Annotated in this window: 13 protein-coding genes; 9 read left to right on the forward strand and 4 right to left on the reverse strand. The window is 40.2% G+C overall.

The window, feature by feature from the left end:
- The first annotated feature begins 44 nt into the window (after positions 1-44).
- From H6G08_RS13755 to H6G08_RS13780, 6 genes are all read left to right on the forward strand, one after another.
- A complete protein-coding gene (locus H6G08_RS13755) occupies positions 45-218 on the forward strand; it encodes a hypothetical protein (RefSeq protein WP_190543188.1) in 174 nt (57 codons plus the stop codon).
- The gene (locus H6G08_RS13760; RefSeq protein WP_190543191.1) at positions 215-2,299 is read left to right on the forward strand and encodes an AAA family ATPase; all 2,085 of its coding nucleotides are present in this window, start codon (positions 215-217) and stop codon (positions 2,297-2,299) included. The genes H6G08_RS13755 and H6G08_RS13760 overlap by 4 nt, the downstream gene beginning before the upstream one ends.
- A 266-nt stretch (positions 2,300-2,565) precedes the next feature.
- Positions 2,566-3,375: an Npun_F0296 family exosortase-dependent surface protein gene (locus tag H6G08_RS13765; protein WP_190543194.1), complete on the forward strand. Its 810-nt coding sequence runs from the start codon at positions 2,566-2,568 to the stop codon at positions 3,373-3,375.
- Between the two features lie 61 nt (positions 3,376-3,436).
- The gene (locus tag H6G08_RS13770) at positions 3,437-5,335 is read left to right on the forward strand and encodes a DUF3370 family protein (protein ID WP_190543197.1); all 1,899 of its coding nucleotides are present in this window, start codon (positions 3,437-3,439) and stop codon (positions 5,333-5,335) included.
- A 113-nt stretch (positions 5,336-5,448) separates the two neighbouring features.
- Positions 5,449-5,988: a Uma2 family endonuclease gene (locus tag H6G08_RS13775; protein WP_190543200.1), complete on the forward strand. Its 540-nt coding sequence runs from the start codon at positions 5,449-5,451 to the stop codon at positions 5,986-5,988.
- Positions 5,989-6,109: 121 nt separating this feature from the next.
- On the forward strand, positions 6,110-6,583 hold the full coding sequence (locus H6G08_RS13780; protein WP_190543202.1) for a DNA phosphorothioation-associated protein 4: 474 nt from the start codon (positions 6,110-6,112) through the stop codon (positions 6,581-6,583).
- Between the two features lie 34 nt (positions 6,584-6,617).
- Here H6G08_RS13780 and H6G08_RS13785 read toward each other — a convergent pair whose 3' ends face one another.
- Positions 6,618-8,216: a DGQHR domain-containing protein gene (locus tag H6G08_RS13785; RefSeq protein WP_190543205.1), complete on the reverse strand. Its 1,599-nt coding sequence runs from the start codon at positions 8,214-8,216 to the stop codon at positions 6,618-6,620.
- A gap of 163 nt (positions 8,217-8,379) precedes the next feature.
- Between H6G08_RS13785 and dndC the strand changes: the two genes are divergently transcribed.
- From dndC to H6G08_RS13800, 3 genes are all read left to right on the forward strand, one after another.
- The gene (gene dndC, locus H6G08_RS13790) at positions 8,380-10,026 is read left to right on the forward strand and encodes a DNA phosphorothioation system sulfurtransferase DndC (protein ID WP_190543209.1); all 1,647 of its coding nucleotides are present in this window, start codon (positions 8,380-8,382) and stop codon (positions 10,024-10,026) included.
- A gap of 140 nt (positions 10,027-10,166) precedes the next feature.
- Entirely contained in the window at positions 10,167-12,695 is a 2,529-nt protein-coding gene (locus H6G08_RS13795) for an AAA-type ATPase lid domain-containing protein (RefSeq protein ID WP_190543212.1), read from the forward strand.
- A gap of 575 nt (positions 12,696-13,270) precedes the next feature.
- Positions 13,271-13,528 carry a hypothetical protein gene (locus tag H6G08_RS13800; RefSeq protein ID WP_096645135.1) on the forward strand — a complete coding sequence of 86 codons (258 nt, stop codon included), beginning with the start codon at positions 13,271-13,273 and terminating at the stop codon, positions 13,526-13,528.
- 185 nt (positions 13,529-13,713) lie between these two features.
- On the opposite strand, the gene H6G08_RS13805 is transcribed toward H6G08_RS13800, so the two are convergent.
- The 3 genes from H6G08_RS13805 to H6G08_RS13815 all read right to left on the reverse strand — a co-directional run bounded on the left by H6G08_RS13805 (position 13,714) and on the right by H6G08_RS13815 (position 15,632).
- Positions 13,714-14,328 (reverse strand): CP12 domain-containing protein, encoded by a 615-nt coding sequence (locus tag H6G08_RS13805; RefSeq protein ID WP_190543215.1) that lies wholly within the window; start codon positions 14,326-14,328, stop codon positions 13,714-13,716.
- 205 nt (positions 14,329-14,533) lie between these two features.
- Positions 14,534-15,049 (reverse strand): DUF3122 domain-containing protein, encoded by a 516-nt coding sequence (locus tag H6G08_RS13810; RefSeq protein WP_190543218.1) that lies wholly within the window; start codon positions 15,047-15,049, stop codon positions 14,534-14,536.
- 40 nt (positions 15,050-15,089) lie between these two features.
- Positions 15,090-15,632, reverse strand: a complete 543-nt coding sequence (locus tag H6G08_RS13815; protein WP_190543221.1) for a universal stress protein — start codon at positions 15,630-15,632, stop codon at positions 15,090-15,092.
- Between the last annotated feature and the right edge of the window lie 304 nt (positions 15,633-15,936).

Consider the following 15,936-nt stretch of genomic DNA (forward strand, 5'->3'; position numbering starts at 1 on the left):
CGCGCAGCGCAGTACAATAAATAAACAAGTATCTACCATTCCCCATGTCACCAGAGCAAAATATTGATGATGTGCAGGAGCCAATTACCAGCGCCCCGCCGGAAGTGAGACAGATTATTGAGCGGGTATGGAAGCTGGAAAAAGGCAGATTAGATAAGAGAATTAACAGCCACATTAACGAAGAGATTTTGCTGATTATTAAAGAAGAGGTGCGATGAAGCTAACTTCCATCAAGCTTTGCAACTTTCGCTCCTTTTATGGCATAACACCAGAGATAATTTTGTCTGGGGGAGAAGTACTTAACACCACGATAATTCATGGCAATAATGGTTCTGGAAAAACTAGTTTACTTAATGCCTTTACCTGGGTATTATATGAGAAGTTTAGTGCTGCCTTTGCCTCGGTAGAACAGCTAGTTAATAAAAGAGCGATCGCAGAAGCAAAAAACAAGCAAGCTGTGGAATGTTGGGTAGAAATTGGCTGGGAACATGAAGGTAAACGCTACCGTGTGAAACGTGCCAGTCGAGTTTACAAAAATGAGAGTGATTTTGAAGCTGGTAAAACCCAATTAACCATGTGGGTAGGTGGTGATGATGGTAAATGGTATTTTCCACCCCAGCAACCAGAAGAAATTATTAATCAAATTTTACCTGCGAGTTTGCATCAATATTTTTTCTTTGATGGCGAACGCATAGAAGAAATTGTGCGTTCTGATAAAAAAGCGGAAATTGCCGAAGCTACTAAGATATTTTTAGGTGTGGAGGTAATTAACCGTTCGATTAAACATTTGGGAGACGCGAAAAAAAGTTTAGAGAATGACTTAAAAGCTATCGGCGATTCGGAAATTAAACAGCTTTTACGCCAGCAACAGAAGATAGAAAGAGAAATTGAAGCTATTGCGCAACGCCAAACAGAAATTAAACAAGAATTAGAATATCAACAAACTTTTAAAAAAGAGACAAGTAACCGCCTACGCGAACTAAGTGCGGCGAAAGAATTACAGGAACGCTGTCAAAATTTAGAAACGCAGAACCAAGGATATAAAGAAGAATATAAAAAAACTCGCGAAGCTCTGAAAAAAATTATTTCTGCCCGGGGTTATACAGTACTTCTGGCTGAAACCACATCCCAGTTTCGGGAAATCATGCATGATTTGAAGCAGCGCGGTGAATTAACGGCGGGAATTTCGCGGGAATTTATCAACGAATTACTTAATTCCCAACGTTGTATTTGCGGTACAAATTTAAATGTCGGTAGTCATCCCCATACAAATGTGACTCTCTGGTTAAATCAAGCAGGTTCTTCAGCAGTAGAAGAAATGGCTTTTCGGATGAGTGCGCAAGTTGATGAAATTGATAAACAAGCAACGGCTTTTTGGCAAGAAGTAGATAGAGAACAAGCCAGGATTCACCAATTAAAACAAAATATCTCACAAATTGAAAGCGAATTAGATAATATTCAAGACAGGTTGAGAAAAGATGCGAATGAAGAAATTAGCAGTTTACAAAAACGGTTAGACGAAATTGAAAATAAGATTGATGAATTAAATCGCGAACAAGGTGCAAATCAACAGCAAATCGCCTATTTTAATACAGAACTTGAAACATTAGGTAAACAAATCGCCAAGCAAAAACTCAATGAAGAACGTCAAGCATTAGCACAGCGCAGAATTAACGCTACTCAAGATGCAATTGAACGCTTAACAGAAGTCAGAAACCGTCAAGAAAAGCAATTTCGCCTGCAATTAGAACAGCGCGTACAGGAAATCTTTGCCGAAATCTCTTTTACTCCCTATATTCCCAAAATCAGCGAAAAATATGAACTAACACTTGTAGAAAATACTGCTGGAGTGGAAGCACCTGTAGCTGCTTCCACTGGTGAAAATCAAATTCTTAGTTTATCTTTTATCGCCAGTATTATTGACAGAGTGCGGGAATGGAGCGAAAAAAGAAAAATGCTGATGCTACCAGAAAGTAGCACCTTTCCCATTGTCATGGATTCGCCTTTTGGGAGTTTAGATGAAATTTCCCGCCGACACATTGCGCAGACAATTCCTAAATTAGCCAATCAGTTAATTGTGTTGGTGACGAAAACCCAATGGCGAGGTGAAGTTGAAGCAGAAATGGCAGATAGAATTGGTAGAGAATACGTGCTGACGTACTTTTCTTCTAAACCAGATTGCGAACAAGATTATATTGAATTGGATGGAGAAAGATACCCTTTAGTCAAGCAAAGTCCTAATGAATTTGAGTATACAGAAGTTATGGAAGTACAGAGAAAGTATCAATTCGCAGAATAATTGAAAAATTCTTAGCAAATTTACTTATGTCAGATATCAATCATGGTAGTTAGAAATCCTTATTTTTTATTGCCTCATCTTCTCAAGTAGTTAAAGTACAGCTAAATTGAAAATTTTAGCTTGTTTACACAAACTTTTTATTAAAATCCGTAATCCTTCGCGAACGTTCAACTGTGTTCTTATTACATAATCAAGACAATGATTGCTGTGTTCGTGCCTGAATCAACGTTTCAAGAGAAAGATTTCAAACTGAGAAGGATAAATACATGAAAAGTTTTTTAGTTAAGTCAGCGATCGCTTCTGGCGTTGTATTATCTTTAGCAGCTATTAACCGTCCAGCGATGGCTGCTTCTTTTGTAGTCTCAATTGAAGATGCAAAAGTACAACAAGCAAATTTAAACAACCTTGTTAATGCTAATGTCCAAACTTTTGATGGTTTAACAACAGGTTACAAAGCCGCAGGTTTTGCCTGGAATAATGGAACTACAAATGTTGGTTCCTATCAAAATACGCTTATCTTCAATGCCGATCAATATGGCGGTGCTGGTGGTACAAAACAATATTTTGATGTGGATACTAGCAGATCGAAGAATGGTCAAACAGTTTCCACTTTAGAATTTACACAAGCACAAAGTTACTTTGGGCTGTGGTGGTCTGCAGGAGACAGTACCAACGCCATGAAATTTTATTCCAACGGCAATCTTGTGCAAACGATGACTACTGCTGATGTGAAAAATTATATCTCCAAGCTAGCAAATAAATCCGACTACTACGGTAATCCTAATTCGGCATTCGCAGGTAAGAATACTGGGGAACCCTACGCATTCATCAACTTTTACTATGACGGCGGTACTTTTGATAAGATTGAATTCACTAATCTCAAGCCAGATGGGACTTTATCTGGCACTGGTTTTGAATCAGATAATCACACAATTGCCACTGGTTACAAAACTTTCACTGGTAATATAGTTACAGTCGTTCCTGAATCTTCTTCTTTATTCGGAGTCTTAGCGATTGGGCTTGTCGGTGCTAGTTCATTTTTGACTCGTCGAGTGAAGAAAAGTTCAGTTGCTTAACATCTTGCATTCATCAAAACTCATGCATTTTAATAGCTTTAGTTTATACTAAAGCTTATTAATGTTTCTGAGAAATACTGCAGTTGCGATCGCCTCGCTGTTAACTTTATCAAATCCCATCACTCTGGCTTTTTCTGATACCCAGAAATATTGGGCAGAAGCTTGTATTCAACAGTTAGCAGCACGAAAATTAATTACAGGCTACCCGGATGGTAGTTTTCGTCCCAATTCAACAGTAACACGCGCCGAAGCAGCTGTGTTACTGTTGAATGCTTTTGGGGATGCGCCTATCAAGCGCAGTGCGATAAAATTTACAGATGTGCCTGAGAATTATTGGGCGAATAAAGCAATTACTACTGCTTATCAAAAAGGATTCTTTTCTGGTTATCCAGGGGGAGTATTCCAACCAAACCAGCCAATTCCTCGCGCCCAAATTATCGGTGTGGTTGCTGGGGCGAAAAATTATAGCCCTCTACCTAACCCAGCGCAGATATTACCACAGTATTTTGAGGATGCGGCACAAATTCCTAACTATGCCCAAAGTGCGATCGCATCCGCTACAATCAACAGCATTGTCGTCAACTATCCCCAAGTCAAACAGCTAAAACCCCAGCAAAGCGCTACCAGAGGCGAAGTAGCTGCTTTGATGTGTCGGGCGTTAAATATCTACACTGTACCCCCACAATATATAGCTGGTGTGGAAGTCCAACCGCAAGAAGTCCGCCCTTTACCGGGAAAACTCGATAATATCCCTACTTTTAATAGTAATAGTCCGGAGTTAGTAACTACTGAAGGAATTTTACTCTCTACCTTCCCCCCAGATAACAAACAATCTCCAGCAGCACACCTGAATTATCCCTTTTCTGGGAGATTTGATGTATTTGCCCATCATATAGTCAGGGCGGAAACCCCATCCCAAAACCGCACTGTTTACCAAGGAATCATCGTCCACAATCCGGGGAATGAACCTGTGACATTGCAAGTATTACAAGCCGCCAGTTATTTATCTACAGAAGCACCGTTTATTGCTTTACCGGATATGGTAGACAACTCCCAAAGTACAGTTTACGCTGGCCCTGGTAGCAGGACAATGAACGATGTACTACGGGGAATTAGACAGAGTAATTTTCCCGAAAAGCTGGTAATTGAACCAGGAAAAACCCAAATATTAGCGAATTTACCCATCCCTGTACAGGCTCCCTCTTCTAATGGTCGCACAACAATGATGCGATTAGCGAGCGATCGCCCAATTTATCTGGCAAACTTAGCTAAAAATAGCTCTACACCTCCCACTGTGGCTGAATGGCAAAGGCTTTTAGATACAGGTAGTTTAGCAGGAAAACGCGACCCCATCCCCACCCCTCTCGACCCACCCAGAGAACCGACAGTATTTAGCCGCGTCGCTGGTGTCTCCCAAGGGGCGCAATGGCAAGCTAATCTAACAGATAATCCTAATGTGTCCGAGTTAACCATACCCCAACCCGGAAAAGCCTTTGCTTATCCTTTGGGCACTGTGCATTTAATCACTCTTAGCACCGGACAAATACAGAGTGCGCCAATGCTGAAACGCTATCCTGATACCGCGTATTTTGCTCATAGTAACTATGGTGTTGAGTACAATTTGACTTTGCCGTTACGTAATCCTAGTAATCAAAGTCAGATAGTTACTGTATCAATACATACACCTTTAAAAGATGAAGGGGGAACCGATAGACTACTATTTTTAAAGCCAAGGGTGGAACAGATATTTTTTCGCGGTACGGTGAGGGTGCGTTACACCGATGATAATGGTGGGGAAAAGACGCGCTATGTACATTTAGTACAACGTCGGGGACAAATGGGTGAACCTTTGGTGAAGTTGAAGATGTTAGCGGGAGAGAAGCGACAAGTACAGGTAGATTTTTTGTATCCTCCTGATTCTACGCCGCCGCAGGTGGTGACGGTGAGGACGGAGAGGTAAATGTCTCACGCAAAGGCGCATAGACACGAAGTGGCTTCCCGCAGGGTAGGCGCAAAGGTTTTTTAGTTAGAGTTAAAAAAGGTGGCTTTTGAGAGGGAGTAAGTTGCAAGTATATGTCTCCTCAAGAATATCTGGAATGGGAAGTACGTCAAGAAATTAAATACGAATATATTGATGGTGAAGTTTTCGCCATGACTGGGGGTACTCTTCCCCATAATGATATTGCTTTAAACTTGGCTTCAGCGTTAAAAAACCATCTGCGGGGAAGTAGCTGTATTCCCTTTATGGCTGCTGCAAAAGTAGCTGTGTCAGAGAATACCTTTCATTATCCTGATGTTGTAGTGAGTTGCGATGAACGAGATAAACAAGCGATTCAATTTATCCAGTATCCTTGTTTAATTGTGGAAGTTCTTTCCCCAAGTACGGAAGCTTACGACAGAGGTGCTAAATTTACGCGGTATCGCCGAATTGAAACTTTGCAAGAATATGTGCTGATTGATGCTGAAAAAATTGGTGTAGATTGTTTTCGCTTAAATGATAGAGGACTTTGGGAGTTACATCCTTATGAAGCAGGGGATGAAGTTCAGTTAACCAGCGTTGATTTTCGCTTTCCCATAGCTTTGCTGTATGAGAACGTGCAAATTCCTACGTAGGGTTTTTGAAATTGTAGCAGGTGCGGTGGGAAGAAAGAGCGATCGCTTGGATGTGGCAATAAAGTAGTGCAATCGCTCTTTGGTTTCGGTTAAAATTGCCACAATGTAAATATGCAAATCAATGGCTGAAACTGGCAGAATCAGGGTTGCAAAAGATAAAGCTGAGTTAGTCAAAGCTTTAACATCCTCCGACGGGGAAACAGGGCCTTTTCAAACTTTTGCTGATGTAATTGTGTTTGCAGCCGCTTTGGGTATTAAGCATAAAAAGCGTGTTTCTTTGGGGGAGATTTCCAAAAGGGAACCTTCACCAATTCGGCTAGAATCTTTTGCTTCGGTGGGAAATGATGTGGTAATTAAGTTACTGGGAATTGCTGAAACCCAGGACATTAATATTTTATCTACTTATGAAGAAGAATATGAAACTCAACGCAATCATATTTTTGAAGAGTATGCTAATGGTGGGCTAGAAATCTTACAAAATGAATTGCGTGGCGCTGTAGATTATTCTGAGCGCATTTTATTATTTCTCAGTTATGAACGCATCAATAAACAGGAACAAGAAGAAGAATTTGATTTAAGCAAATTCCTCTCTTGATTTTTAATTCCTAACATTTTTTTAACGCTAATTCTTATAAAATTGGTGGCAGTCCTACTGCTTGAGGTTCAACAAACTTACCATCAAAGCTGATAGTTTGGTTTTCGATAGTTCTAGCATCAGCTAGCGCCTTACGAAGTTCAGCAGATTCCATGCGATCCTTAATTCCACCTAAGATATAAATTAGTAACTTCGCCGCTAAATCTCGCCCTGCAACTTGTATGCGCTTTTTATTGGGATCGTATAAAACGCCATACCAAAGAGATTGTGGATACTCCATACCACTAAAGCCACCTTGCTGATCGAATTTGCGTAATTTCTTAAAAATATCTGTCAGGGAAAAACCTTTTTTAAAAACCAAGATTCCCAAAGCTTGAGCTAATGCCACTTGAGCAATAGGGCGGAAAAGCATATTTCCTTCCCCTCCATCTTTTTCAAAACTGAAGCGTCGTAATTGCGGTGTATCTTCATGTTCCAGAATTTTATAACTGGGAAGGCTGGCTAAAGCATCAAATAGTTTTCTAAATTCATTAATTCCTTCTTCAATTTCATTATCTTCTGGGCGCATAGGAATTAAACCTTTTTCTACAGGTTTCCAATGAGGAAATTTTTGCCCTAAATATCTCTCTGACATATCTTGAATAGCTTGCAAAGTTGTTAACACTGTGGAATTTGCTGCAACTGTTGCACTATTCCAATTAACACGAGGTTTGCGTTCTGGCTGTTGTGCTAAAAGCGGATGATTTGTGGCAATTTTTCGGGCGACAATTGCAAAACCATCATCTTCATTTAACTGTACTAATTGACCTTTAGTTAAAGGTGCAGCCATTAGGTTAACATGGACAAAAATCGATCTCACTCTGCGTCTGGCTTGAGTGCGAGTTTCTCCAGACGCAACCGCACAAATAAATTCGATCCCAATTTTTTCTTTAGATAAGCTTTGTAAATAAGCAGGATCTACTTGATATTGCTCAATCAAATCATCTATTTTAATGAAACTATCATCAGCAATTTTATCTTTTTTATAACGCTGAAGTTTTCCTGTTTTAATTAACTCCATTAAACCTTGTACACCCATCAATCGATGTTGACCATCTAATGCATAAATAGTGACATCATCTTCAGAAATATTCAGTAAACCTACTTTACCGTCTTTATCCAAAGGCGTAAAATCGGTAGTTGATTTAGTTGCGATTCCCTCACTATTCCACTCAGCAGCTTTGGGATCGTCCACCCAAGATTGATTAATTACCACCAATACCGGGGGAAACTTATGATTTTTTCTTGCTGATAAATACTGTACCAAAGGTGCTTGACGAGACCAATCTAAGGGGCGTTGCTGAATTTCATCAATACTATCTGCGTCAATTTCGATGTTATCAGTTTCAGAATTATACTTATTCTGAAACAGAGGTAAACCAGAAGCGAAGTGAACCCTACCTGCGAACCATTCCAGACTGACAGAACCAACATAAGCTTCCGTTCCACCCATCTCGGTTTTCTGTACTAAAATCCGATCCTTTTTCTCCAAAAACTTCTCTAAAAGTAAAGCAAGTACCTGTTTATCCTTGGTTTCCCGTTCTTGGTATTCTCTAGCGATGTCAGCAGTTGGATCGGATTTACTGTCTTTCATGTTAATTTTAAAAAATTGCAGAATTTGCTACCAACTAATTTTCTATGAAATTCAGTTAATATATAAAAGTTTTTAAAAACTTTACGCTTTACAATACAAGGGTTGCTCTTGCAGTACAGATAACAGGGGTGACTAAAACCCATGTCTAGATAGGAAAGGAGCTATGGCTACAGCACAACAGCCAGAAAATAAAAGCCAGCGATCGCGTACCGTTGCAGATTTAGTAGAAGACATAGAGAATCTTACCAAAGAAATCCAAGATTTATATTGCTCAGATCAAATACCTTGGGTGCTAGGAGTCTCTTGGGGGAAAGATTCTAGTACAACGCTACAGTTAGTCTGGAATGCGATCGCTCTTCTTCCCCAAGAAAAACGAACTAAAAAAATCCATGTAATTACTACAGATACTCAGGTAGAAAATCCTATCGTCTCTGCTTGGGTACGCAAATGTTTACAACAGCTAAAGTCTGCAGCACAAGCACAAGGAATGCCCGTAGAACCGCATTTGCTGCAACCAGTTGTTCAAGACACATTTTGGGTCAACCTGATTGGTAAAGGTTACCCAGCACCGCGTAATCAATTCCGTTGGTGTACCCAAAGATTGAAAATTAATCCAGCCAACCACTTTATCCGTGAGATGGTGCGTGCCAACGGTGAAACTATCGTAGTTTTGGGTACTCGCAAAGCCGAAAGCACAAAACGTGCAGCGACAATGGAAAAGCATCAAATGGGCAGAATACGCGATCGCCTCAGCCCCAATGCCAGTTTACCTAACTCTGTAATTTATACGCCCATTGAAGACTGGAGTAATAATGATGTCTGGATTTATCTCAATCAATATGACAATCCTTGGGGAAACAGCAATAAAGAATTATTTAGCATGTATCGCGGGGCGACAGCAGATAACGAATGTCCCCTTGTAGTTGATACTTCCACACCTAGTTGTGGTGATTCTCGCTTTGGTTGTTGGGTTTGTACCTTAGTAAATCAGGATAAATCAATGGAGGCGATGATCCAAAATGATGAAGAAAAAGAATGGATGCAGCCTTTATTAGATATTCGCAATGAATTAGATATTAAAGACGATCGCGAGAAAAGAGACTTTCGCCGCATTTGGGGTGAAGTGCAATTATTTGAGCGCAATAAAGATGGGGACATTTCTGTAGAACCAATACCTGGCCCATATACTAAATATTGGCGTGAATATTGGCTAAGGAAATTATTAGCAGCGCAAACTCAAATCCGCCGCACAGCACCAGAAAATATGCGCGATATAACTTTAATTACTGTTGAAGAAATGAGCGAGATTCGCCGCATTTGGCTAGAAGAAAAACACGAATTTGATGATAGTTTACCCCGTATTTATCAAGAAGAAACAGGTGAAATTTTCCGCGATCCTCGTCCTGGGGCTGATAATAGTTTACTGGGTAGTGATGAATGGGCGGTACTAGAAGAAATTTGTGCAGATGACGGTATGCACTTAGAATTGATGGCAAAATTATTGGATACAGAACGCCAGTTTCGTAAAATGGCGCGGCGTGTTGGGATATATGAAACGTTAGAAAAATGCTTTACAACCAGTTCCCGTTCTAAAGAAGAAGCAGTAAGAAATGCTCATTTAAAACGGGATTTGAAAACAGCAGTTGATCAAGGTGATGTGGCACGGGTTAAGCAGTTAACTTTAGGAGATTTTACATCAGCAAAAGCAACTGCGGAAGAAACCAATGAATTACCCGCTAGTAAATCCAAAACTTGGGGAAATATGAAATTTAAAAACAAAGAAACAACGCCAGATAGTGATTCTCAATAAAGAGTCAAGTCTTGATGGAGGGGGACAAACAATTCAAAATTCAAAATTCAAAATTCAAAATTGTTTCTCTACCCCATGCCCAATGCCCAATGCCCAATGCCCCATTATCATTTGAATAATACAGCCGACACGGGGAATCTATGCTTGCATCTGGTGATACAGTGATTTGGCTACAAGAACGCACGCCTTTAGGAATTTTCTCACCTAAGGTGTTAGAGGCGATCGCACAAGCGATGGAGTTACAAGTTATACCTGAAGGTAAAACCTTAGTCACCGCAGATACTCCGCCAGAAGCACTTTACATCGTGCAAGACGGACATTTAGAGTGTGAAACTAGTAATCAAAATTACTCAGCTTTAGCCCGTGGTTTTCTTCCTGGTGAAGTTATTAACCTACAGGAATTACTCTTAGACGAATTCGCCCCATTCACAATTATTACCCTGAATGAATGTCATTTGTGGACAATCCCGGCTGATAAATTTCGCGGTTTAGCTAGTCAATATCCAGAGATAAATCAAGCTTTTTCGCGCTTATTAGTGCAAGAATTAGCGGAAGTGACATCTGCTTTAAGCTACGAACAAGAACGGGCGATCGCATTACGTCCATATTTAGTCACCAAAGCACAACGGGGAATTGTCGGTACAAGCCGTTATGCTGTGCGCTTGCGGGAGCAAATTCGCGCTGCTGCGGGCGATCGCTTATCTGTAGATATCTTTGGCGAACCGGGTTTAGAAAAAGATAATATCGCCGCCTTAATTCATTTTAGTTCACCCCGACGCCGCGAACCGATTATTAAAATTAATTGCAGCATTCTCCAAACTAGTGGTGTAGATTTATTTGGTCGTGCTGGTGGTAAACCTGGACTTTTAGAATTGTTGGGGGAAGGTAGTTTAATTCTCAATAATATTCAAGAATTACCCCCAGAATTATTACCAGCTGTCGCCCAATTACTGCAAACAAATACATATAATCCGGTGAGTCGTCCGGGAGAACCAAAAGCCGAACCCCGTACCAGTAAAGTTAAGATTTTAATTGTCTCCGAAAAAGCCCAATCAATCATCGAACGTCAAGTAGGTCATGTCATTAAAGTCCCACCGTTGCGGGTACGTAAAGCCGATATTAAAGCGCAAGTAGAATATTACACCAGCCTCTACAGTCGGGCGCGAGGTTTAACTAAACCCCATGTCACCCCAGAAGCGTTACGCCGCTTGCAAGCTTACGATTTCCCCGGTAATCTCAAAGAATTAAAAAATTTAGTCGAAAGAGCGATCGTTCAAGTTGGCGAAGGGAAAGAATTAACAGAAGAAATATTTTGGTCAGCAGAACCGAAGAAAAAGCAATTTCGCGTCAACTTGTTAAATATGTATCCAGGGTTGCGCAAGTTTTTACGCAGTGATTGGTGGCCAGATCGCATTAACTATGGTTTTACTGTTGCGGCGTTTGCTTTTTTGGTTGGTGTATTATTTATCGGGCCGCAAACACGCGATCGCAATTTCGGTTTAATCTTATTTTGGGCTTGGTGGTGGCCTGTCTTTCTCTTCCTCTTTCCCTTTTTAGGAAGGATTTGGTGTGCCGTATGTCCCTTCATGATCTACGGTGAAATTACGCAAAAACTATCACTCTGGTTGTTTCCCAGACAACTCAAACGCTGGCCGCGAGAACAAGCTGAAAAATGGGGTGGATGGTTTTTATTTGGGCTATTTACCTTAATTTTTCTCTGGGAGGAACTCTGGGATTTAGAAAACACCGCTTATCTCTCCGCTTGCTTGCTACTCTTAATCACCGCCGGTGCAATGATTTGCTCTGCAATATTTGAACGGCGATTTTGGTGTCGCTATCTTTGTCCTATTGGCGGAATGAACGGTTTATTCGCCAAGCTATCAATGACAGAACTTAGAGCGCAACAAGGTATTTGTTCGGCAACTTGTACCACTTATCAATGTTACAAAGGCGGGCCGCAAAAAGGCGAGGGAATGGAAACCGATGGTTGTCCTTTATACTCTCACCCCGCCCAATTGGAAGATAACAGAGATTGCGTATTATGCATGACTTGCTTAAAAGCCTGTCCCCATCGTTCCGTAGAATTTAACTTACGTCCCCCAGGAATTGAACTTTGGACAACTCATGTACCGCGCAGTTACGAAGTTGCACTGTTATTTTTATTATTAGGTGGTATATATCTGCATCGCTTACCAGAAATACAAGCTTGGTTAGGGCTAAACTTTGATTTAACTGTTTTTTGGCAGCACACAGAATTATCTCTCATAACTTTACTCGTTCCTATTACAATTCCTTTAGCCGCTTATGGTTTAACCAAACTATTTAATTTTGGTCGCAAACCTAAGACATTTATTGAGTTAGCCTATGGCTATTTACCATTAGTATTAGGAGGTAACCTAGCCCATTATCTCCATTTAGGCTTGGCAGAAGGCGGACGGATTTTACCCATCACTGTTGCAACTTTTGGGTTAAATAACGAGCAATTACCGACATTAGTAGCCCATCCAGCAGTAATTGACTTTTTACAAGGTACAACCCTAATTTTTGCTGTGTTATTGTCGATACTGCTAACACAAAAAATAGCAAGACAACCAATAATCACCTTGATTTGGCAACACTTAGCGACTATTGCCTTAGCAGGTAGTATGTGGGTGATTATTGTTGCATAGTTTGTTGCTAAATTCCTTAAGCAATAACCTGAATTTTGTATTTACATCTAAAGACTGATAAAAGAAAGCGTGTTTTACATCTAAAGATTGATAAATTATCACCACATAACAGCTAATGTAAAACTACATGATGGAAATAAAAGCTTCATCACAATAAAGTTGTTTGCTTGTTGCCCGTGGTCTAATTAAAAGCGTGTGTCATGTGTGGGGAGACAGAATATCAGCTAAGTGCATTTACCAGCTATAAGTAAGCTTGGCTAATATGTAATAATAAATAGCCTAAACTTACAAATGTTAAGTAAAGGACAAAGCAAAATTAACCCTTGGATTGAAATAAAATTCAACCCAAGGGTTAATTTTATAAATTATTGAATATGGGCATGGGGCATAGGGCATTGGTAAATAAATTCTCAACCAATAACAAATGACCAATGACGCTTATACAGACGCGATGAATCGCGTCTCTTACAAACGACTAATGACTATTAACAAACCTAACCCATAGATGGATGAGTAAATCATAAATAATTGATATTGTATTAATGAAAAATAGGTAATAAATAGCAAATAGATTTATGGCATCCACAACACCATTGCAAGGCACAGAATTAGTAGATTGTGCGAGAGCAAACGCCAAGCAAGGAATTGAAACTGCTGCTTATCAATGCGGTTATGGTAACGACCTCAATAAATTTGCCAGCGAATTAAGGCAAGCTTGTGAAGAAATGAATTTACAAGTAAAAGAACTCAATGAACTGATTACTGACCAAGATTTGCTCCTAGAAATAGGTACAGGTGAAGTTATTGCACCTACGACAGCAAGCGAACTTTAAAGTAATTCTTGCTTCAAAAATCAAATTATAGTAATTGAAATAATGTTCGCAACACATCAAGATATTTTATAGGGCACGGCATTGCCGTGCCCCTACACAGATGTGCTTCAAATAGGTGAAAACTGCTGTAATGCTGGGTGTAATTCTCACATTAGAGCTTTTGAAAGTATTTTTAAACGGTACTTTTAAAGGTCGTATGTTATTGCTTCTATAGCTTCTGGATATTCATCACAATAATCTTCAAAAGCTGTTTTTACAAACTTTTCAGAGCGTTGATGTGCTATCTCTGCTTGGATTTCTTCAACAACATCCCATGCAGCCGCACATTCTTGCGAACGAACGCCTGTTTGCGCGCAGACTAGGCGAGCTTTCTGAATTTCGTCTTGTAATTCTTGTTCTAATAACAATGTTCGTGGTTGTTCCAAAAACTCACTATGAGCCAGAATATCGGTGAGTGAGACTATTCCTAATAGCTCGCCTTGGATAACTGGCGCTCTGTGAAGATGATGTTGAGCAAATAATCGGGCTACATATTCCAAACCAAGGTTGGGATTAATAGCAATACAAGGCTTAGTCATAATTTCATATACACGCATGGTTTGGGGATCTTTACCATGAGCTATTACCTTATAAGCAATATCGCTTTCGCTAATAATCCCATAAGCATCTTGTTCGTTACGACGATCCACAATTAACGCCCGCCAGTCTCTTGATCTTAAGAGTCTCACAGCTTCAGCAACAGTCGCAGAACTCCGAATTGTAGCAACATCTTTCGTCATGATATCTGCTGCTTTCAACATAATGAATCGTCTCCAAAAAATTTTTTAATATTGTGGTAGATGGGAGGAATAGGGGCTAGGAACTAGGGAAGGGAAGGAGGATAAGGAGGACAAGGGGGACAAGGGAGACAAGGGGGATAAGATATACAAATGACCATTGACTATTGACTATTGACTATTGACTATTGCCCAATGCCCAATGCCCAATGCCCAATGCCCCATACCCTTAATCCTTTAATACCGTTTGCCATTCTTTCACTACAGATGGAGGAACAGAGATATTAATAAATTTCTCGCCAGGTAAAGGAATACTTAGTAGTAGAGATTCTACTGGTAAATTTGGTAATATATCTTGAAAATTATACTGACCAATTGTTGGTGCTGGTGCTGAGTCTAAGAAAACATCAGGAGCAATTAAGACTTCTCCTGTAGCTTTGGTAATTCGCAATGGTTGGGGATGAATTAATTCAGCAGAACCAGGAAAGCCTACTAAACGGAGATTTACAGTTGATGGATGCCCTGTATAAATTTGCTTCCACAAAATTACTTGCCAAATATGTCCCGATTTATCTTCTAATTTGAGTTGTGAGCGATAAATGATTTCTCCTGGTACTGATTCTAAACGAGTAATAGCAGCGATCGCTCTTTTAGAGGTGCTGATATCTAAACCCAGGAATATCAATATCGTCACTGTTCCTAGCAATAGCAGCCGCAGTAATATTTGTAGGAAGCTACGCAACATGAGATATACCTCCTAGCTTCTAGTCTCTAACCCCTATTGCCTAATTTCCAGCCCCTACTTTAACGCTAGATTCTGCCACAACTTCTTGGGCTTGGGCAATATTAGCGGTAACATGAAGCACATGCACTGAGCAAGGTGCATGGTGAAGAACATAGTTACTTACACTACCAAGAAATAGTTCCTTTAATCCTGAACGTCCACGACGCCCCATGATAATTAAATCAGCATTAGATTGAACGGCTAATTGACAGATTAGCTTACCAGGGCTACCAAGTTGTTGGATAAATTCTGCATTCACTCCTGCCGTGTTAGCTTCCGCGCAGAACTCTTGCAACATTTGCACGCCTTGATTTTTAAATTTATCCCATTGCTGTTGGTAGTACTCGAAGCTTTGACTACCTAAACCTGGGTAATAATCAAAATTAGATAATACGGGTGCGTAAGGACTACCTTCTTCTTCCGCAGATAGAACATGCAGTAGCGTTAAACTAGCTCCTGTTGCCTTTGCTAAAGCTAAGGAATGCTCAAAAACCTGTTTCCCCGTTGGCGAACGATCTAAGGCAACTAAAATCTTGGTAAACATATATACCTCTGCTTCTAGTGATAAATGGCAATAGAGGTTTCTGGCTTTGAGTTCTCAATTATGTTTGCTCACTAATAAATACATATGTTTTAAGAGTTAGCCTGAGTGTTTTGGTCAGCCCTCTGCTGTATACGCTTACTTTTATAGCTCTTAAATTTGAGGAACTTGTGAGGACAGGCAGGTGGTTTTGTAAAAAGGTTGACTGTTGACTGTTGACTGTTGACTGTTGACTGTTGACTGTTGACTGTTGACTGTTGACTGTTGACTGTTGACTGTTGACTGTTGACTGTTGACTGTTGACTGT

Source organism: Calothrix anomala FACHB-343, from assembly GCF_014696435.1.
GTDB classification, from domain to species: domain Bacteria; phylum Cyanobacteriota; class Cyanobacteriia; order Cyanobacteriales; family Nostocaceae; genus Aulosira; species Aulosira anomala_A.